The sequence below is a fragment of the Natrinema sp. CGMCC1.2065 genome, from assembly GCF_051225675.1.
GTDB lineage: Archaea > Halobacteriota > Halobacteria > Halobacteriales > Natrialbaceae > Natrinema > Natrinema thermotolerans.
In genome coordinates, this window is record NZ_JBPJSJ010000015.1 from 1 (window position 1) to 18,524 (window position 18,524).

Consider the following 18,524-nt stretch of genomic DNA (forward strand, 5'->3'; position numbering starts at 1 on the left):
TCCCGTACCCATCCCGAACACGGAAGATAAGCTCGCCTGCGTTTCGGTCAGTACTGGAGTGGGCGACCCTCTGGGAAATCTGATTCGCCGCCACCATTCATACTCACTTTCACCCCCGAGCAGCCACTGCTATCCAGTGGCCGTCGGGGGTTTCTGTATTTATCAGAAACCGAGACAGTTCCGATACTTCGATCGGTGCTATTAGAAATCGGGTAGCTACTGCACCGGACTGAGTACCGAAAATTGATTCCCGCCTATTACATGCCCGTTCTTTCCTGCAGTCGGTAGCGAAGGATCTCAGTAGTAGTGGAAATGTCGCCCGGAACACTAACGTCCAGCCTCATCCCGTGGCGGCGTGCCGCGTCGGCTGGCTAACCCTCGTGCCGGGCGGAAGGACTCGAGGAGCCCTCCAGTAACTGACTGTCGCGTGCCCGGGTTCGCCGTGCTGTCATCGCACCCGAAACGGGTTTGCTCGGACGGGGACTGAAGGCACGCACCGGACCTATGCGCGTGGCCCGTTTAACTCTTGTAGCTCAGTCCCGTCCGCGAACGGAGGGTCAACCGGGGTCGGGTGCGTCCGTGATGGTGCCCTCGTTCGCTGCCAGCCATTCGTCGTAGGTGTCGCGCTCGACGACGACGATGGAGCCGTCCATCCGGGAGTGACCGGCCCCACAGAACTCGGCACAGACGGCGTCGTAGCGGCCGGGTTCGGAGACGGTCGTGCGGGCGCGAGTGTAGTCGCCCGGGAAGGCGTCCTGTTTGACACCCAGATCGGGGACGAAAAGCGAGTGGACGACGTCGTCGCTGGTGAGCCAGAACGTGACGTCCGTGTCGGCAGGGATCACGATCTCGGATTCGGTCGTGACGTTGGCCTCTGGGTAGGTGGCCTGCCACTCCCACTGGTAGCCCCGGACGTGAACCTCTTCGTCGTCGGTGTCGGGGAGGTCCGCGAACGAGTCGAACCCGTCCTGACTTGTGTCCTCGCCCTCGAGGGCCTGCGACGGGGAGACGTAGGGGTTGACGAGGACGCTGTAGCCCGAGAGGCCGACGAACAGGAGGATGAGCGCGGTCGCGACGGTCCAGGTGATCTCGAGGGCGGGATCCTCGGTGGTCGGTTGGGGGTCGTCGTTGTCGTGGAACTTGACGGCCGCGTAGACGAGGATCAGGAGGACGAAGAGCGTGAGCGGCAGGGCGACGTAGAGCAGTTGGTACTCGAGGCCGTCGATGAGGTCACGGTTTTCGGACTGGGCGGCGACCGTGCCCATCGCGAGAAGCAGCGAGAGCGCCGCGACGACGAGCGCGACGAGCGTGCGTCGACGGTCCATTGACGGGGCTTCGACGACTGGCGGGATATACGGCCTTCGTGGTTCGGTAAACTGTCACGACCGCGTAGTGGTCGTAAGCGGTGAATACTCCCAAACGGCGTATTACGGGCGGTGACAGTCAGGGAAACGCCGGCCCATATTTATTGGAACCGATGGTGAGGCAACCGCTATGTGCGGCCGAGAGCGGGGCGCTCGAGCGATGGGGGGTGACCGGTGGCGATGAACCGTGCGCTCGCGGAGGTGTCGCTGTTCGGCCTCGTCCTCGCGGGCTGTCTGCTGACGGTCGCGCTCGCCAGCCGGTGGCGAGCGGAGACGTCGCCGGACGGCGGGTACGTCCGGGAGCAGCGGCGACGGATTTCGCTGGCCGACGCGAAGGCGGCGGCCGTTCGTTGGACGACGACGACGAATCATCGCGAGATCGGACTGCTCTACATCGCGCTCGGTACCGTCGCGGCGATCTGGGGCGGGATCGACGGGATGATGATCCGGACCCATCTGCTGACGCCCGAGGCGACTCTCTGGACGGAAGGGACGTACAACGAGCTGTTCACGATGCATGGGCTCACGATGTTGATCTTCTTCGTGACGCCGGTGTTCTTCGGGATCGGGAACTACTTCCTGCCGCTGTTGATCGGGGCAGACGACATGGCGTTTCCGCGGCTCAACGCCGTCGGGTTCTGGCTGTTGCCGCCGTCGCTGTTGCTCGCTCGGTTCGGTATCATCGCCGAGGTGACGGGGGCGCTACTCGCGGTCGTGGTCTCGGCGGATCGGTTGTCGGTCTTGTTCGCGTTCAAGGAGCCGGCGATCGGCTGGACGGTGTATCCGCCCTTGTCGCTGGCACCGAACCCGCAGACGAACTTCCTGCTGCTAGGACTGCATCTGAGCGGGATCGCAACCACGATCGGCGCGCTCAACTTCATCACGACGGTCGTCTACGAGCGCGACGAGTCGATCGGGTGGGCGAACCTCGATATCTTTTCGTGGAATATTCTCGTCACGAGTGCGATCATCATCTTCGCGTTCCCGTTGCTCGGCACCGCCCTGTTGATGCTGTTGTTCGATCGTAACTTCGGGACGACCTTCTTCGCGGTCGAGGGCGGGGGACCGATCCTCTGGCAACACCTATTCTGGTTCTGGGGTCATCCGGAGGTGTACATCATCTTCCTCCCGGCGACTGGGCTGATGAGTCTGATCTTGCCGAAGTTCGTCGGCCGCAAGCTGTTCGGGTTCAAGTTCATCGTCTACTCGACGATCGCCATCGGCGTCCTTTCCTTTGGTGTTTGGGCCCACCACATGTTCGTCACCGGCGTCGACCCTCGAGTCCGGGCGAGTTTCATGGCGACGTCGATCGCCATCGCCGTCCCCAGCGCGATCAAGGTCTTCAACTGGATTACGACGATGTGGAACGGTGACGTTCGACTGGCCGCGCCGACGATCCTCTGTGTCGGCTCGATCGGCCTGTTTATCGTCGGCGGCGTCACCGGTATCTTCCTCGCGGTGATCCCGATCGACGTGGTCTATCACGGCACCTACTACGTCGTCGGTCACTTCCATCTCATCCTCATGGGGATCATCCCGCTCATGATGTTCGCCGCCAGCTACTACTGGTATCCCCTGCTTACGGGTCGGATGTACGACCGCCGACTCGCAATCTTCCAGTCGTCGCTTTTGGTCGTCGGGTCCGCGCTCACGTTCATGACGCTGATGGCGCTCGGTTTCCTCGAGTTACCTCGCCGGTACGCAACCTATCCGGCCGAGTACTCGGGGCTGCAGGTCGTCGCGACGGTCGGTGCCTTCCTCATCGGCATCAGCGTCCTCATGTGGCTGTACAACATGCTCTGGTCGTACTTCCAGGGAACGCCGGTCGAGACGGCGGATCCCTGGGACCTGAAAGCGACCGAGCAGTTCACCCCCGAGTGGCAGTGGTTGGAGGACCGCCTCGAGCGCGAGCGCGGCGTCCCGCCCAGCGAACCCGAGGCGGTCCGGCCATCGTACGTTCCGGCACAGGGGGAGCGCCCGCTGTCGCTGTACGGCCGGATCGTCCCGGTGGCAAAGCGGGTGGCGAACGACGCCGGGACGGGCGCAGCCGGTGGGTTCGTCGGCACGATGTTGTTGACGGGTACCCTTCTCGTGGCAGTAGCCTTGGGATCGTTCGATCTCGAGGCGTTCGCGACGCTGGCGACGTTCGTCGGGCTGCCGGCGAACCTCGCGCTCGGCTACGGCCTGTTCCTCCTCGGGGGGATGACGGTCTGGCCGCTGCTCTTTCTCTCGCTGGGCGAGTACCTGCCCGGCGAGTTGACCCTGGTGACGGGGCTGTGGTACGCGACGGTCATTGCCTCGGGCTTCGCGCTTGCCTTCTACACCGGCCAGTCCGGCCTCGAGCTGGTGACCTACGTCCTGTTCGTGATCGTCGCCCACTGGGTCTACGGGCTGGGTCTGGCCGGGACGATCGCGGTCTTGGGCGGCCGCCAGCGCCGTCCGTCGACGGGGGACGACGGATGAGTGCGGACGACGAGCGGGCGGCCGACGGGACGGAGACCCCTGCCACCGACGAGACGGGGCCGCTCGAGCCCACGGCGGCCGCGGAGTCGCTGGTGTTGACCTACGCTGTGCCCTTTCTCGGTGTCGTCCTGATCGCAGTAGGACTGCCGCTGGCGATCGTCGGCGGCTACGTCGTGGTTCAGGACGGGATCGGACTCTGTGGCGAACCGACGATCTCGGCGACGTCGGTCGACGAACGCGAGGGCTCGCCCTCGACCGTCGAAGAACTGCCCGCCGCGGCGCTTTCAACGGCCGAGCAACGGGCCCTCGAGGAGGCGATCGACAGCCCGCTTCGGGAGGCGAAAGTCGACGGCGAGGTGAGAAACCGGGCGGCGCTGCTCGAGGGGGCGATCGTCGAGTACGAGGGGCAGCGCTACTACGTCCGGATCACGTCCCAAAACAGCTGTCTCGAGGTCGCGCCGCTTTTGTTCCCGATCGGGGCGATCGCGATCCTGATCGGGATCGTGAGCGTGTTGACGCCGCCGATCTATCGGAAGATGGCTGGCTTCGAGGAGCGGGTCGGCCGCGACCGGTCGGACTGAGATGACGCTCGCGTTCGGCGGCGGTCACTCGGCGGGGCGGCGCTACTGATCCGTCCGGTTCGGGTCGTCGTTTGTCATCGGATCCGGATCGGGGGCGGCGACGTCGCCGTCACCCGGCTGCTCGGCGGCATAGGAGAACTGGCCTTTCCCGTCGGGAGCCTCACCCTCCGTCCAGGGGTAGCCGGGGTCGGGCTGTTCCTCACGGCGGGTCGACATGAACGTGTAGTTGACGTCCTGATTCTCCTGTTCTTGCGGGAAGCTTGCGGGAACTGGAACCGGGTCGTCGAGGGTCTCGAGGGCCTGAAGCCACTGGTTCTGGTGCATCGTGTCCCGGGCGATGAGATAGGAGAGCATGTCCTTCATCCCGGGGTCGTCGGTGTAGTTCCAGAGCCGCGTCGCGAGGGTACGGCCGGTCGCCTCGGCCATCACGTTCGCGTAGAGGTCGCCGGCGAGGTTGCCGGAGGCGACGATGTAGTTGCCGGTAAAGGGTGCGCCGTTGCTGTCGACCGGCATCGCCGACTCGCCCGCCGAGAGGAACTGTCGCGGGCCCTGCGCGGTCATCGACTCGGCCATGTCTGCGGTCTCTCGGACTTCCTCGCTCATGCTCTTGGCGGACCCTCTGAGGTTCTTCGTGACTGCCGTCGCGAGCATCTCGATGTGGCCGAGTTCCTCCGCGGCGGTTTCCATCAGCAGGTTCCGATACTCCTCGTGCTGTTCCGGCACCGCCCACGCCTGGAACATGTACTGGAGCGCGACGCGCATCTCGCCTTCCTGTCCGCCGATCGCTTGCTGGAGGAGCTTCGCGAAGTGGGGGTCCGGTTCTTCGACGGTGACCTCGTACTGGAGTTCCGGTTCTTGGAAGAACATCCACTGGTCCTGCCCACGACTGAGGTGATAAACCACTGTTACGACCGGTGCTGAACGTGTAACCGACTGGTAACTAATCGATACGAACCACTCGGATGGCGTGGCAGACGGATCGAAGGCGGCAATCTCGAGCCACGCCTCGTCGCCGACTCGCCGCGGGGGGAGATCGCTCGAGCCTCAGTGTCGGGGGGCGACATGGCCGTGAACTCGCCGGGCCCGAGTCCCGATACGCGTTCCTCGAGACGACGCGGTCCCCCGTCACGGAACGGCGGCCGGGGTTTTTCAACGGTGGCTGTGGTACGGTTCGCCGCGAGGTGACCCCGGTGGCTAACACCGATGAGAAACACAGAGCCGCCGCGACGTGTCCGCGTTGCGGGGAGATCGGTATCGTGCAGGTCTGGCCCGACGGAACGCTTCAACCGCTCGGCCAGTCGGACTTCTGTGAGTGTCCCTCGTCGACGCTCCGGGTCCTCGAGACCGACGCCGACGAACTCCCGTAGTGGCGGCCCCTGCCGATCAGACCGACGCCCCGACGTAGAGGACGGCCACGAGGACGAGCCAGACGAGATCGACGAAGTGCCAGTACAGCGAGACGGTCGCGACGGAGGTGTCCCGGTCCGGCCCGTAGTGACCCCGTAGCGCCCGCCAGCACAGGACCCCGATGGCCCCGACCCCGAGCGCGACGTGAAACCCGTGGAGCCCGGTCAGGCCGTAGAAGGCAGTCCCGAAGGCACCGCTATCGAGGGAAAAGCCCTCCACGGCGACGAACTCGTAGTACTCGTAGGCCTGCCCAGCGAGGAAGACGAGCCCGAGGACCAGCGTCGTCCCGAGTAACCCGAGGAAGCGCCGCCGGTTCTCCGCCTCGAGGGCCGCGTGCGCGTAGTGAACAGTGACGCTGCTGGCGAGCAGGATCGCGGTGTTGACGGCGACGAGCGAGCCCACGAGCGGCGGGAGTTCCGCGGGCGGCCACGCGCCGACTCTGACGAAGGCGTAGTAGACGAACAGCGCCCCGAACGTCGAGACGTCGGTCGCCAGGAAGAGTACGGTCGTCGAGACGTACGACTCGCGGGACTCGGGGGACGCCGTCGCGTCGTGGTCGCGGGCCGGCACCAGAAACGCCTCCCGGAGCCAGCCGCCGACGCCGGACAGCAAGAGGCCCGCCCCGAGGACGGCGAGGGCGACGCCGACGAGCGGTGGCACGAGCCCGGTTTCGGTACCCAGAACGGCGATCGCGACGCCGGCGTAGAGCCCGGCGGCTCCGGCGGCGGCGATCAGCGGCCACCGGCTTCGATGCTCGTGGTCGTCGCCGTCACCGTGTCCGCGGTGGTCGCCGTACTCCTCGGGTGCCTGCCCCTCGGGGACGTGATGGCCGGAGCCGTCGGCTCGAGGGGGCGGAGTGCGGTCGGAGCCGTCACCGGTTCCCATAGGCGCGCTTCCACGCCGACGCCGAAAAAGGGTCGCTGCGGACGCGTGGGTAGGGTCGGCGTACGGCGACGGTGCCGATCAGTAGAAGTAGTCGTCCTCGGCGAGCTGGACGTAGCCCCCGTCGCGGTACGTGAACTTCGTACGCTTGTAGGTCGCGGCGATCTTCGCGGCGTCGAACCCGGCAGTGTACTTCCGCGCGATCAGGCCGTCGTCGGTGCCGTTGCCCTGCATGTCGTTGACGGTCGAGAACGCCCAGTCCCAGTCGTCGGGGCCGTAGTCGGCGACGATGTCAGCGAAAGCGACGTTGCGCAGGATCTCGTCGCCGATGGCGTCCTTCCAGATCTCGTTGTAGTTCTCGAGCGAGTCAGTGCCGGCGAGTCGACCGGCGATCTTGCCGGTGCGGACGGCGACGTGGTAGCCACCCTCGTGAAAGGCCGAGGTAGTGCCCATCGCGCCGCCGGCGACGGCGATGTTCGCGCCGACGGGCGAGTCGATCGGCCGCGTCGAGGAGATCGGGTAGGTCTCGGTCCCCTTGGACTTGCCGCGGTCCTCGACGCGGGGGATGTCCGTCTCGATATCGTACTCGTCGCCGTACTCCTGCTCGAGTAGGCGGCTGATGTACTCGGCACCGGAGGGGATCCGGTCGTCGTCCGGCCGCAGGAGCTTGTAGGAGCCGGGATCCTCGACGTCCTCGAGCGTCATCCCGATCGGCATCGTCAGCCCGACGCGGGCGACAGTACCGTCGTTGGGGAAGACCCACGGGTAGGCGGTTTCGCCGGGCATGTATCCCCACCAGAACTTGAGTCGGTCCTCGAACTCCGCGAACAGTTCTTCCGGGAACTCCCGGTACTCCTGGTAGGCGATATGATTCGCCTCCGGCGGCGAGAGGTGGTCGGAGACGCTGCGGCCGGGCGCGGTGAACTGATCGAGGGCGTCGAGCGTGATCCGGCGCTGGGGGCCGTCGGCCAGCACGACGTACTGGGCCTCGATCTCGTCGCCGTTCGACAGCGTCAGGGTATGGGTGGGCCCCTTCGGGCTCGAGGCCCGGAGGTCCGTCTCGAGGTCCTTGACGCCGACGCCGACCCGGAGATCGGCCCCGGCGTCGGTCGCACGCTCGTGGAGCCAGTCATCCATGCGGGCGCGATGGAAGGTGTAGCCGAACTTCGGATAGCTGGCGTCCATCCCGGTCGAGGTCAGTTCGACGGCGCTGTTCGGGCCGATGAACTCGGTGCCCTCGAGTTCCCGGTGGATGACGTCGTCGGGAATCTCGCGGTAGTCGAACTCCATGAGGTCGATCCAGTAGTCGAGCATTCCGGCGGCGTCGGTCGAGTCGGGACCCACTCCTTCCCGATCCTCTCGGGGGACCCCCTGCTCGAAGAGCACGGTTTCCGCGCCGTGGGCTGCCGCTTGCTCGGCCGCGGACGCACCGGCGGGGCCGCCGCCGACGATCGCGACGTCTACGCGTTCCATACGACGTTCGGACTCAGCGCGTCATTATAAAAACTGCGAGGCGGACTGTCCGGCGAACGGACCGGTCGCAGTTAGAAGAGGCCTCTGGCCAGGACGAGCAAGACGCCGGAACCGATGATGAACCCGAGAAAGCCCGCGAAGATGATCGCCGCCTGTCGTCCGGTGAGCGATTCGCCGTCGAGAAACTCGTCTGAAGGCATACTGTCGGCGTTCGTGGCTCGCTCGCTTAAACGTGATGGTCACGTCATTTGATGGGTGGGACGCTGCCAGTGACTCGATCCCTCGAGGGGCGGCCCCGACCGCCCGCAGTGCCGCGAGACGAACGCTTTTGATCGCACTGGACGAGGATGGGGACATGAGTGAGGCCGACGCGCCGGACGTGCTGGTCCTCCGGCGTGGCACCCACGGGATGCCGGTCGAACAGTACGCCGACGCGATCCGCGAGCGGCTCCCCGACCGCAGCGTCGAACTCGCGCGGACCCCTGCCGCGGAACGCGAGGCGATCCGGTCGGCGACGTTCGCGACCGGTATGAGACTCGAGCGTGATCTCCTCGAGTCGGCCGACGCGCTCGAGGTCTTCGCCTGCGCCTACGCGGGGACGGGCCATCTCCCCCTCGAGGAACTCGAAGAGCGGGGCGTCGCGGTGACCAACGCCTCGGGCGTCCACGGGCCGAACATCGGCGAACACGTGCTGGGCGCGATCCTGGGGTTCGTCCGGCGGTTCCACGTCGGCCGGCGGCGACAGGATCGCCGGGAGTGGCGCCACTATCAGGCCCACGAACTGCAGGGGTCGACGGTGACGATCGTCGGTCTCGGCGCGATCGGCGAGGCGGTCGCCGAGCGGCTCGAGCCGTTCGGGGTCGAGACGATCGGAGTGCGATATACGCCCGAGAAAGGCGGGCCGACCGACGAGGTGATCGGGTTCGAGGGCGAGGGGTTCGACGATGCACTCGCGCGGACGGACTACCTCGTCCTCGCGTGTCCGCTCACCGAAACGACGCGGGGGCTGATCGACCGCGAGGCGCTGGTCACGATCGACCCCGAGGCAGTGCTGGTCAACGTCGCCCGCGGCCCCGTCGTCGACACCGACGCGCTGGTCGCGGCGCTGCGCTCGAACCGGCTCCGCGGGGCCGCGCTGGACGTTACCGATCCCGAGCCGCTGCCGGAGGATCACCCGTTGTGGACCTTCGAAAACGTACAGATTACGCCCCACAACGCGGGCCACACGCCCGAGTACTACGAGCGACTCGCGGATATCGTCGCCGAGAACGTCCGTCGGCACGCGAACGGCGACGACGCCCTCGAGAATCAGGTCCGTCCCTGAGACGCGCCGGCCGTGCCGTCCGCCGCCAGTCGATTCGACGCACCTTTTTGCCCCTTTGCGACGAACGGCGCGTATGGACAGCACAGACTGTGTGACTCGAGCGAACGCGTCCGTGTGGACGGGAGGCGGACGATGGTACTGACGTTCGACGGCCGGGTCCTCGTGCCCGTCGCCGACCCCGACGACGGCGAACGAACGGCGGCGGCGCTGGCACCGTATCTCGGCCCCGAGAGTTCGGTACTCTTCGTCAATGTCATCGAGAAGGCGGGCGGTGCGCCGGACAAGGCCTCGGTCGAACAGCGCGAGGACTACGCCGAGGAGATCTTCGAGCGTGCCCGCGGGCCGCTCGCGGATCGAGCGGCCTCGGTCGAAACGGCGATCCTCTTCGGGACGGACGTCGTCGAAACGATCTTCGACGCGGCCGAGGAGCGCGATGTCGAAGCCGTCGTCTTCGAGCCTCGCGAAGGGAACCGGTTCGTGGAGCTACTTACCGGTGACGTGGCTCGACGACTGGTCAAACAGGCCACGATTCCGGTGGTCGCGCTCCCGCGAACGGACGACTGACGGAGCAACGTGAAACACTCACTCGAGGGCGGCGAGTTCGACGCGGCCGGTCTGGTCGACGCCGACCCGGTAGCCCGCGTACTCGAACGTGACCGACCCGACACAGCGGTCGGCCCCCGCCGTCGACTGGAAGAGCGAATCGAGCGCAGACGGGTCGATCACGTCGTACAACGGGCCGAACTCGTCGGCGAGTTCGAGGGCGTCGAACGACGAGTCGGCCGCGATCGCGTCGATGACGGCCTCGCTCGGGGGCGTGTCCGGGTCGGCCTGGTGCGTACTGGTAGATTCGTGAAGCGTCAACCGGTCGGTGGTAGGCTCAGTTTCCATACACACGATACCGGCCGGCCGCGGGAAGCAACCACGATTGGAGGGCCAACCCTTCAAGTGGGGGCCGGTCCGCCGATCGTGTTCCGCAGGAGGTTGGCCTGCCCCCGCCGGAGGCGGGCGGACAGCGCCTGATCCGAGATGTCGAGTTTCGCGGCGACCGCGGAGAGCGTCGTCTCGCGGGGTACGTCGAAGTAGCCCTCCTCGAGAGCGACGATCAGTGCCTTCCGCTGGCGTTCGGTGATCCCGTACCGGTCCCCGGCGGCGGCCGATTCCTCGAAGATACGCTGGATCCGGAACGGAATCTCTTTCTCACGACAGACGTCCCGATATGCGAACAGCGCCTCTCGGGTCGGTACGCGGGCCCGAATGCTCGTCTCCTCGGTGACGGTGATCTCCTGATACCCGATGTCGTACTTCGCCGCCGTCGGATACGTCAGATGGGCCTGTCCCCGCTCCGACAGCGTGACGCTGTAGAGACGGCGATCGCCTGGATCCTCGAGCAGCGAGACGGCTGCGACGGTGGTGTCGTCGGCGAGCGCGGGTTCGACGCTCTCGAGGTCGTCGCCGTACATCCAGCAGACGAGTTTCGTCGACCCCGTCTCCGACTGATAGATCTCCTCGACGTCGATCCGGGAGACGGCGTCGACGGTCTGTCGGAGGATCGGCGTCCCGATTTCGAACTCGACGATGAGTACCATGGGGCCTTCGCTCGAGGTACGTCGCCGGGACTGTTATACTACGGCACTAACTGGGTTGGTGCGTGTCGACGAGAGAACCGATCGGCCACTCGGCGGACGATCGAGGGGGAACGGCGTGTGCCGTTCAGATGTAGCCGTGTTCGAGCAGCAGTTCGCCGTTGAGAACGCTCGCGCCGGCGGCACCGCGGATCGTATTGTGGGCCAGACAGTTGTACTGCAGGCCGAAGGGCGACTCCTGCAGCCCGCCCGCGGCGATGGCCATGCCGTCGCCCAGCGTACGGTCCATCCGGGGCTGGGGTCGGTCGGGCTCCTCGAAGACGTGGATGAGCGGCTCGGGTGAGGAGCGGAGATCGAGCGACGGATACTCCCGCATGGCCTCGGCGGCCGCGTCGGCGGTCAGGTCGTCCGCGGTCTCGACCCAAACGTTCTCGAGGTGGCCGTCGATGGTCGGGATGCGGTTGCAGGAGGCCGCGACCGACATGTCGTTGTGCGATAGTTCGGCCCCGTCGAACTCGCCCAGCAGTTTGCGGGACTCGGTCTCGAGTTTGTCCTCCTCGCCGCCGATGTAGGGGATGGCGTTGTCGATGATCTCCATCGAGGACACGCCGTCGTAGCCCGCGCCGGAGACCGCCTGCAGCGTCGAGACGTGAACCTTCTCGAGGCCGAAGTCGGTCAGGGCGGCAAGCGTGGGGACGAAGGTGATCGTCGAGCAATTGGGGTTTTTGACCATCGCGCCGTCCCAGCCGCGCTCGTCGCGCTGGACCTCGAGCAAGTCGAGGTGGTCGGCGTTGACCTCCGGAATCACGAGGGGGATGTCGTCGTCCATCCGGCCATTCGAGGAGTTCGAGGAGACGACGTAGCCGGCCTCACAGAAGCCGGGTTCGACTTCCGCACCGACGCTCGACGGGAGCGACGAGAAGATCAGGTCGACGTCGTTGGGGACCTCGTCGGGGTCGGTCGCCGTGACGGTCGTCTCGGCGACGTCCTCGGGAATGGGGCTGTCGACGCGCCACTTCGATGCCTGTCGATACGTCTTGCCGGCGCTTGCGTCGCTCGCGGTCAGGGCCGCGATCTCGAACTCCGGATGGGGGTCGAGCAATTGAATCAGTCGCTGTCCAACCGCACCGGTCGCACCGAGTACGCCTACTCGTACTGCCATTTTCCGGCACTCCGAGTCGTGTCCGCAAAACCGTTTGGGTTTTCGGTAGCGAGTGTCAATCGTCGAAGTTGCACACGTCGCCAACGCCGGCCGCCGACCGGCCGCGAGGATGGCGCTCCGAACGGATAGAAGATATTAAGAAAACGGAGCGGTACCTATCGATCGATGTACGACCGACAGGACCGACTCGAGGCGGCAGGCCAGAGGTGGTTCCGATGACGAGTTCGACCGCGAGTACTGGCGGGCTGTTCGATACCCCCTTTAGTATCGGTGCGACGGTGCTTGCGGCCGTCGCGGCGCTGGTCGGCGTCCTCTTCGCGTGGACGGGCTACTCCGCCGCGGGCACCGACGAGGCGACGGCGGCGCTCCCGCTTTTGGGCTTCGAACTGAACATTCTGACCGGCTTCGTCGGGCTGCTGTTCGCCTTCGGCATCGCCTTGGTGGCGCTTGTCGCCGCGCTCTACATGGAACCCGGCTTCGGCGAGTAACTCGGTTTGCCGGCCCGGCCGTCGACCACCGAGCGGCCCGGTCACAACGCGCGACGACAGCGTTACGATGACTCACAGTAGCCGCGACAGCGGTCGCGGCGGAGACGCGTCGCTTCTCGGCTTGTGCGATCGATCTCGAGGTGAGAAAGCGAGTTATGCGGGGACTTCCGAGCCCTTCTTCCGGGTGACGTAGCCGGCGATCCGGTTGCGAACGCCCTTGGACTCGACGTTGGTGAGCTTTGCGACGCTTTCCTTGTTCTGTTCGAAGTCGGTCGTGAACGCCTCCGGGTACCGCTCGAGGAGGAGGGTCCCCGTCTTCTTGACGTAGGCCGGCTTGATTGCCATATCGAGTGGTTCATGGAGCGCGCCCTAAAGCCATTCGTTCTGCGGCGGCGACCGGTCGCCCACGGCCCCGCCACGACCGCGGTCGTCCGCATCGGTTCCGCGCCGTCCCCTCACCACCGCGACTGGTCGCGAACCCGCTCGAGAGCCTCCCGCTCTCGGGGGCCGCCGGCCCGCTCGACGACCGCGGCACAGTACTCGAGGCGGTCGCGTAACTCGCCCTCGTCGTATTCGTCGACCCCGAGCCGTGAGGCGGCGACGGTCGCCTCGACGACGGCCCCGAACCCGCGGTCGATCGTCGGGACCGTCTCGCGCTCGATTGCCGACTCGACGGGGCGAAGCGTCCACTCCTCCCAGTCGGTGCCGCCTTCGCTGCCCGCGTCGATCCGCTCGACGGTGACCCGCGCCCAGGCGCTGGCCGACTCGAGGATCGGGTCCTCGCGCTCGAGGATCGCGCAGGCGGCGTCGGCGAAGACGACGGGGTCGTCGACGAACTGGACGTAGGCCTCGCCTTGTCGGTGGAAGTTCCGCCGGGTGCGGGTGTTCCCCCACGTCCGCGCGGTGACGGGATCGCCCGCGTGGAGCCCGAGCGCTGCGGCGTTCCACAGCCCGTTCGGGCCGAGCGTGGTCACGACGGTTTCGGTGACGCCGGCGAGGTCGACGGGCCACGTCGCGGCGTCGCCGCTCTCTGATCCGCGCTCGCCGCTCATACCGTGATCGACCCCCGCTCGAGCGCGACGAACAGTCCCGCGGCCGTGATATCGGCCGTGGTCCCGGGGTTGATTCCCCGCTCGACCAGGTCGTCGGCGAACCGGTCGACGGTCCGGCGATCGGTCTCGAGGGCGCCGTCGGCGACCAGTGCCGCGGCCCGGTCGGTGACCTCGCGGGCGGTCGCCTCGCCGTGACGCGTCGCGACGAGGGTATCGGGTCGCCCGGCGAGCAGGGAGAGAAAGACCGCGGCGGTCCGGTCCGAGAGCGGCCCCTCGGCCGCGGCGAGTCGGTCGGCGGCCGCGAACGACCGCTCGAACCCGTTGACCCACTCGCGGGCAACGCCGTCGCCGGGAACCGACCGCTCCATGATATCCAGCAGCGTCAGCCCGCGCTCTTCGAGGGCCGGCACCGCGTCGGCCCCCCGGCGCACGTCGAGGGCGTCCAGTTCCGCCGGCGGGTCGTCGACGGCGACGTCGACGTGGTCGAACGCACGGTAGAACCCCGCCGCGTCGGCGACGGTCGTCTCGCGGACGACGGCTTCGGCGGCCGATCGATCGAAATCATCGTTGGCAGCCCGAACCAGCGGCACGAGCAACAGGAGCGCTCCGAACTGCGTGTTTCCGCCTTCCTGGGCGGCCATCCCCTCGACGGCCCGTTCGAAGGCCGACCCGATCGCCGCGCCCGATGCCGCCCGCTCGAGTCCGTCCCGAGCGCCGACGGCCCCGGCGAGGAAGTGTTCGAACCGCAGGTCCGCGAGGTCGCGCTCGCGGTCGACGTTGCCCGGCTTGGGCGTCCCCGCGACCTCGAGGAGCAAGGCCAGTTCCGCGTTCTGGGCCGACGTTCGCATACGGATCGCTGTGTGCCGAGGCGGCTTAGGGGTGGGGGTTCGCGGCGACTCGAGTCGCGTCGATCGACGGGGCGAGGGCCGTTCCCTGCAACGGGTTCGCCGTCCCATCGATTTAAGCCTCGAGGCAAGCATTCATGGCGTATGGGCTACGACACCGTCGCCAAGACCGATCCGGACTCAGTCATCGACGAGGAGTGGGGCGGCATGTGGTTCCTCAAGGAGCCACTCGCCACCGAGGAGCTGGGCATCTCGATCCTCGAACTCGAGCCCGGCGGCAAGGGGATGGAACACGCCGAGGCGGAGTCGGGACAGGAGGAAGTCTACTACGTTGTCGAGGGACGGGTCGACGTCGACCTGACCGACGCGGGCGAGACCGTGACCCTCGAGACAGACGAGGCGATCCGGCTCGACCCCGAGGAGTCGCGCCAGATCCTGAACCAGTACGACGAGCGAGCGAAGCTCGTGTTGGTCGGCGCGCCGCTGTAGTCCCCGTCAGAAACCGCCGCCGGTGAACAGGTCGAGGAATCCCTGCATGGCGAGCGCGCCCAGAGTGATCGCCAGCACCACCAGCGAGGCGTTGACGACGTTCAGCCACCGGGAGTTCCGGTACTCGCCCATGGTCTCGCGGTCGTTGACCGCCCAGAACAGCAGGGTGGCCGCGACCGGGAGGCCGAAGATGCCGTTGACCGTCGGGAACAGGATCGCCATATCGATGACCGAGAGATCGAGCACTCGACTGAATACCGGCGAGAAGACGCCGATCCCCGTTAGGGTCACGAAGACGATCGTGAATCGCCGGTCGCCCTTATTGACTTCGTAGCCGGCGGCCTGCGGAATCATGTAGGCGGGCGTCCACATAATCGGGATGATACTGTTGAACGCGGCCACGATGACGCCGATGACGAAAAGAACCATCGCCCACACGCCGAGGACCTCGACCAGCGCCTTTCCGGGGGTGATGAACGTGTCGAGTTGCGTAAAGCCCATCGGGCGCAGCAGCGCCGCGGCGGTGATCAGGATCGCGAGCGTCGTCAGCCCGCCGACGGCGTAGCCGATCGCCAGATCGGCCCGCGCGCCGGGCAGGTCGCTCTGGTCGGTCCATCCCTTCTCGTGGACGAGGATCGACTCGAGGAAGAAGTTGGGCCACAGCGCGGTCGTGCCGAGCAAGCCGGCGGCCATCGGGAGCGCGCCGAACGTTTCCGTCGTCGGGATGAACCCGAGGGCGACGGCATTCAAATCCGCGCCGCTGGGAACGGCGACGATGACGTACATGACCATCAACGAGAGCATCATGGCGATCATCAGGGTCTCGACGGTGTCGTAGTTCAGCAGTCCGACGCCGATCGCCGCCAGCGTCGCCACGACGGCGATCGGTTGCCAGCCGATCGCGCCGCCGACCAGGAACGAGAAGCCGGCCCCAACGGCCGCGACCAGTCCGATCGTCCACGCCACACAGCCGATCGACAGGAACAGTGCGATCGCCATCGCCGCGGGCCGGCCGACCTTTTCGCGGACGAACACCATCAGCGAGGTCCCGTGAATGCCCAGTCTGGCGCTCATATCCTGTGCCATGAACCCGAGCAGTGCAGCGCCGACGACGGCCCACAGCAGCGTGTAGCCGTGTATGACCCCCGCCTGACTGGCGATGAATATCGACCCGGAGCCGAAGTAGCTCGCGACCATCACGAACGCCAACCCGTACTGCTGTGCCTGCCCGGCGAGATAGTCGACTGCGGACAGGTTCCGGATACTCATTCGTGACCCTCCGTTTTCAGGCGGTCGATTCGGCGGAGTGGCCGAACCCTGACGGACGACCAGATGCGTTCGAACGGCTGTGCGTCGGGCGGTGTCGTGATCGTGCTAGTACTGATCGGTAACTCGGTTCTGTCGCGGCCACTGTTCGACGGCGAAACGACGCCCGGCGTTCGGTTCAGCGCCCCCATAATAGTCCGGCTACAGACAACGCTCCCATCGGGGAGAGGGCAGCGCCGGATACTTCAACCCGCTTTACCCATCGGGCCTCGCAGCGACCCGTTCACCGGGACCTGCAGAGCGGGCTCACGCGGCCCCGGCGCTCGGCGGCCGCGCCGTCGCTATCGGCTCGCCTCGAGCCCCAGTCGCCGGTCCACGGCGTCGTTGACCCGCTCGAGGACGGCGGGGGTGTCGCTTGGGCGGCCGACGCTGACCGCGTCCGCGCCGTAGTCGACGTACTCGCGGACGGTCTCGTCGTCGCGGACGCCGTTGTTGGCGATGACGAAGAGATCGGTCGCATCGACCACGTCGGCGACGACGGACTCGCTGTCCATCGCGTCGACGTGGACGAAGGCCGCGCCCGCGCGCTCGAGCCGGGCGGCGAGGGCGGGCAGGTCGACGCCGGGGACCTCTGCGCGGACCTTCACGCCGACGGTCGCGCCGGTGTCGGCTGCTCTGGCGACGTAAGTTGCGAGGCGCTCGCCGTCTCGCAGCAGGGTTTCGCCGCAGCCGACGGCACACAGCTCGTCTTGGCGGCAGTGGGCGTTGATCTCGAGGTACGCGTCCCGGTCGCGACAGCGCCGGGCGGCGTCGACCACCGGTTCGATCGTGGTACTGCGGACGTTGAACGCCGGCTGGATCGGGACGTCCGCGAGCGCGTCGAGTTCGCCCTCGAGAAAAGAGAGCGGATCGTCGGGGAGGAACTCCGTCCGATCGCGGGCAACGAGTTCTCGCGCGGCCGCACGTGAGTCGTCGTCGAGTGCGATCCCGCCGAGGAACGCGGCCCCCGCGTACTCGGCCCCGGCCCGCGCCCAGTCGGCGTCGGCCTCGCCGCTGAGGCTGGCCAGCGCGAGCGGCGGTGTGAACGATAGCTCGTGGCTCATGCCACGCGCTCGATCGCCGCCTCGATCGCGCGGATCACGCGGGCGGCGTCCTCTCGGGAGTCGATCCCGATGTCGGTCCTGACCGCCGGAGCTTCGAGGGTAGCGTCGTCGCTCTCGTCGATCACGAAGGCGTCGGCGAAGGGATAGGCGGTCGCCAACCCCGCAGTGCTTGGCTTTGCGTTGACCGCCGCCATGAGGTCGCCGGCGGGCCCGGAGAACGCGTCGTCCCCGAGGAACGGCGAGACGGCGACGACCGTGGTCTCGGCGAGCGCCTCGGCGACGCCCGGCAACGCGAGCATCGGTCCGATACTGGTGACCGGATTCGAGGGGCCGATGACGACGGTGTCGTCGAGCGCCTCGAGGACGCCCGGTGCGGGCTCGGCCTGTGAGGAGCCCCGAAACTCGACGGTGTCGACGGTCGGCTCGCCCCGGTGGGCGACCCAGTACTCCTGAAAGTGCATCAGCCCCTCGTCCGTGTGGACGAGGCTGGCGACGGGATCGTCGCTCATCGGGAACAGGTCGATCGTGAGTCCGAACCCGTCGGCGAGTTGCCGGGTCGCCTCGCTCAGCGTGTACCCCTCGTCGAGGAGGCTGGTCCGCGTGATGTGGACGGCCCGGTCGCGATCGCCGATCGTCATGAACTCGGCGACCCCCGAAAAGCGCCGCCAGTTCGCGAGGTCGCGGCCGTCGGTCTGTTTCTCCTCGGGGAGGTACTGCGGGCCGTCGGGGAGGTCCGCGGCCGACGCGATGTCTTTCAGCGCCGAGTTCGTTCGATGCGTATCGCCCTCGATGCCCCACCACGTCTCCCGGTCGAGGATCCCACCGCCCTGAAACAACAGCGTATCGACGTCCGGCGAGACGAAGAGTCCGCCGAGTTCGATGTCGTCGCCCGTGTTGGCGACGACCGTGGTCTCCTCCGGCGAGAACGCGGCGGCAGCGCCGTCTAACAGCTTCGGCGTGCCGGTGCCCCCGGAGAGGAAGGTTACCATACCCGCAACTCTCGAGCGAGGGTACTTAATCGCTTTCGGCCGACCGCGGG

Annotated in this window: 21 protein-coding genes and 1 rRNA gene; 8 read left to right on the plus strand and 14 right to left on the minus strand. The window is 66.9% G+C overall.

Translation table 11 applies throughout. The annotated features are described in order from the left end of the window. A 5S ribosomal RNA gene (gene rrf, locus ACSBP4_RS14680) occupies positions 1 to 96 on the plus strand; the annotation flags it as partial. 461 nt (positions 97 to 557) lie between these two features. On the opposite strand, the gene coxB is transcribed toward rrf, so the two are convergent. After that, positions 558 to 1,325, minus strand: coding sequence for a cytochrome c oxidase subunit II (coxB, locus tag ACSBP4_RS14685; RefSeq protein WP_049966876.1), 768 nt, complete (start codon positions 1,323 to 1,325; stop codon positions 558 to 560). 219 nt (positions 1,326 to 1,544) lie between these two features. Between coxB and ACSBP4_RS14690 the strand changes: the two genes are divergently transcribed. Both ACSBP4_RS14690 and ACSBP4_RS14695 read left to right on the plus strand, forming a co-directional pair. Then, positions 1,545 to 3,827 carry a DUF6789 family protein gene (locus ACSBP4_RS14690; RefSeq protein ID WP_435552631.1) on the plus strand — a complete coding sequence of 761 codons (2,283 nt, stop codon included), beginning with the start codon at positions 1,545 to 1,547 and terminating at the stop codon, positions 3,825 to 3,827. Further along, positions 3,824 to 4,408: a hypothetical protein gene (locus ACSBP4_RS14695; protein ID WP_049966874.1), complete on the plus strand. Its 585-nt coding sequence runs from the start codon at positions 3,824 to 3,826 to the stop codon at positions 4,406 to 4,408. The genes ACSBP4_RS14690 and ACSBP4_RS14695 overlap by 4 nt, the downstream gene beginning before the upstream one ends. Before the next feature lie 42 nt (positions 4,409 to 4,450). On the opposite strand, the gene ACSBP4_RS14700 is transcribed toward ACSBP4_RS14695, so the two are convergent. Beyond that, a complete protein-coding gene (locus ACSBP4_RS14700; RefSeq protein WP_373632617.1) occupies positions 4,451 to 5,275 on the minus strand; it encodes a manganese catalase family protein in 825 nt (274 codons plus the stop codon). 323 nt (positions 5,276 to 5,598) lie between these two features. Between ACSBP4_RS14700 and ACSBP4_RS14705 the strand changes: the two genes are divergently transcribed. Then, a complete protein-coding gene (locus tag ACSBP4_RS14705) occupies positions 5,599 to 5,775 on the plus strand; it encodes a hypothetical protein (protein WP_162834905.1) in 177 nt (58 codons plus the stop codon). Between the two features lie 16 nt (positions 5,776 to 5,791). Here ACSBP4_RS14705 and ACSBP4_RS14710 read toward each other — a convergent pair whose 3' ends face one another. From ACSBP4_RS14710 to ACSBP4_RS14720, 3 genes are all read right to left on the minus strand, one after another. Beyond that, positions 5,792 to 6,700 (minus strand): cytochrome c oxidase subunit 3, encoded by a 909-nt coding sequence (locus tag ACSBP4_RS14710; protein ID WP_435552632.1) that lies wholly within the window; start codon positions 6,698 to 6,700, stop codon positions 5,792 to 5,794. 78 nt (positions 6,701 to 6,778) lie between these two features. After that, positions 6,779 to 8,170, minus strand: a complete 1,392-nt coding sequence (locus ACSBP4_RS14715; RefSeq protein ID WP_435552633.1) for an NAD(P)/FAD-dependent oxidoreductase — start codon at positions 8,168 to 8,170, stop codon at positions 6,779 to 6,781. Positions 8,171 to 8,241: 71 nt separating this feature from the next. Then, positions 8,242 to 8,370 carry a hypothetical protein gene (locus tag ACSBP4_RS14720; RefSeq protein ID WP_006180473.1) on the minus strand — a complete coding sequence of 43 codons (129 nt, stop codon included), beginning with the start codon at positions 8,368 to 8,370 and terminating at the stop codon, positions 8,242 to 8,244. Positions 8,371 to 8,525: 155 nt separating this feature from the next. Here ACSBP4_RS14720 and ACSBP4_RS14725 point away from each other — a divergent pair, with 155 nt between their 5' ends. Together ACSBP4_RS14725 and ACSBP4_RS14730 are read left to right on the plus strand one after the other, a co-directional pair. Further along, entirely contained in the window at positions 8,526 to 9,494 is a 969-nt protein-coding gene (locus tag ACSBP4_RS14725; RefSeq protein WP_435552634.1) for a D-2-hydroxyacid dehydrogenase, read from the plus strand. Between the two features lie 132 nt (positions 9,495 to 9,626). Continuing rightward, on the plus strand, positions 9,627 to 10,058 hold the full coding sequence (locus ACSBP4_RS14730; protein WP_006651272.1) for a universal stress protein: 432 nt from the start codon (positions 9,627 to 9,629) through the stop codon (positions 10,056 to 10,058). A gap of 18 nt (positions 10,059 to 10,076) precedes the next feature. On the opposite strand, the gene ACSBP4_RS14735 is transcribed toward ACSBP4_RS14730, so the two are convergent. The 3 genes from ACSBP4_RS14735 to asd all read right to left on the minus strand — a co-directional run bounded on the left by ACSBP4_RS14735 (position 10,077) and on the right by asd (position 12,242). Then, entirely contained in the window at positions 10,077 to 10,385 is a 309-nt protein-coding gene (locus ACSBP4_RS14735) for a HalOD1 output domain-containing protein (RefSeq protein WP_435552635.1), read from the minus strand. A 53-nt stretch (positions 10,386 to 10,438) separates the two neighbouring features. Then, positions 10,439 to 11,083 carry a helix-turn-helix domain-containing protein gene (locus ACSBP4_RS14740; RefSeq protein WP_435552636.1) on the minus strand — a complete coding sequence of 215 codons (645 nt, stop codon included), beginning with the start codon at positions 11,081 to 11,083 and terminating at the stop codon, positions 10,439 to 10,441. Positions 11,084 to 11,207: 124 nt separating this feature from the next. Next, positions 11,208 to 12,242, minus strand: a complete 1,035-nt coding sequence (gene asd, locus ACSBP4_RS14745) for an aspartate-semialdehyde dehydrogenase (protein WP_006651269.1) — start codon at positions 12,240 to 12,242, stop codon at positions 11,208 to 11,210. 206 nt (positions 12,243 to 12,448) lie between these two features. Here asd and ACSBP4_RS14750 point away from each other — a divergent pair, with 206 nt between their 5' ends. Then, positions 12,449 to 12,730 carry a hypothetical protein gene (locus ACSBP4_RS14750; RefSeq protein WP_006651268.1) on the plus strand — a complete coding sequence of 94 codons (282 nt, stop codon included), beginning with the start codon at positions 12,449 to 12,451 and terminating at the stop codon, positions 12,728 to 12,730. A 153-nt stretch (positions 12,731 to 12,883) separates the two neighbouring features. On the opposite strand, the gene ACSBP4_RS14755 is transcribed toward ACSBP4_RS14750, so the two are convergent. From ACSBP4_RS14755 to ACSBP4_RS14765, 3 genes are all read right to left on the minus strand, one after another. Next, positions 12,884 to 13,075, minus strand: coding sequence for a 30S ribosomal protein S17e (locus ACSBP4_RS14755; protein ID WP_006651267.1), 192 nt, complete (start codon positions 13,073 to 13,075; stop codon positions 12,884 to 12,886). Positions 13,076 to 13,185: 110 nt separating this feature from the next. After that, entirely contained in the window at positions 13,186 to 13,782 is a 597-nt protein-coding gene (locus tag ACSBP4_RS14760; protein ID WP_435552637.1) for a DUF447 domain-containing protein, read from the minus strand. Continuing rightward, a complete protein-coding gene (locus ACSBP4_RS14765; protein ID WP_435552638.1) occupies positions 13,779 to 14,630 on the minus strand; it encodes a triphosphoribosyl-dephospho-CoA synthase in 852 nt (283 codons plus the stop codon). The genes ACSBP4_RS14760 and ACSBP4_RS14765 overlap by 4 nt, the downstream gene beginning before the upstream one ends. Positions 14,631 to 14,771: 141 nt before the next feature. Between ACSBP4_RS14765 and ACSBP4_RS14770 the strand changes: the two genes are divergently transcribed. Then, complete coding sequence (locus ACSBP4_RS14770; protein ID WP_006180483.1) at positions 14,772 to 15,116, plus strand: cupin domain-containing protein; 345 nt, start codon at positions 14,772 to 14,774, stop codon at positions 15,114 to 15,116. Between the two features lie 6 nt (positions 15,117 to 15,122). On the opposite strand, the gene ACSBP4_RS14775 is transcribed toward ACSBP4_RS14770, so the two are convergent. The 3 genes from ACSBP4_RS14775 to cofD form a co-directional block, all read right to left on the minus strand. Beyond that, entirely contained in the window at positions 15,123 to 16,385 is a 1,263-nt protein-coding gene (locus tag ACSBP4_RS14775; RefSeq protein WP_049966865.1) for an NRAMP family divalent metal transporter, read from the minus strand. 338 nt (positions 16,386 to 16,723) lie between these two features. Further along, positions 16,724 to 17,485: a tRNA-dihydrouridine synthase gene (locus tag ACSBP4_RS14780; RefSeq protein ID WP_435552639.1), complete on the minus strand. Its 762-nt coding sequence runs from the start codon at positions 17,483 to 17,485 to the stop codon at positions 16,724 to 16,726. After that, positions 17,482 to 18,474 (minus strand): 2-phospho-L-lactate transferase, encoded by a 993-nt coding sequence (cofD, locus tag ACSBP4_RS14785; protein WP_435552640.1) that lies wholly within the window; start codon positions 18,472 to 18,474, stop codon positions 17,482 to 17,484. The genes ACSBP4_RS14780 and cofD overlap by 4 nt, the downstream gene beginning before the upstream one ends. Positions 18,475 to 18,524 lie beyond the last annotated feature (50 nt).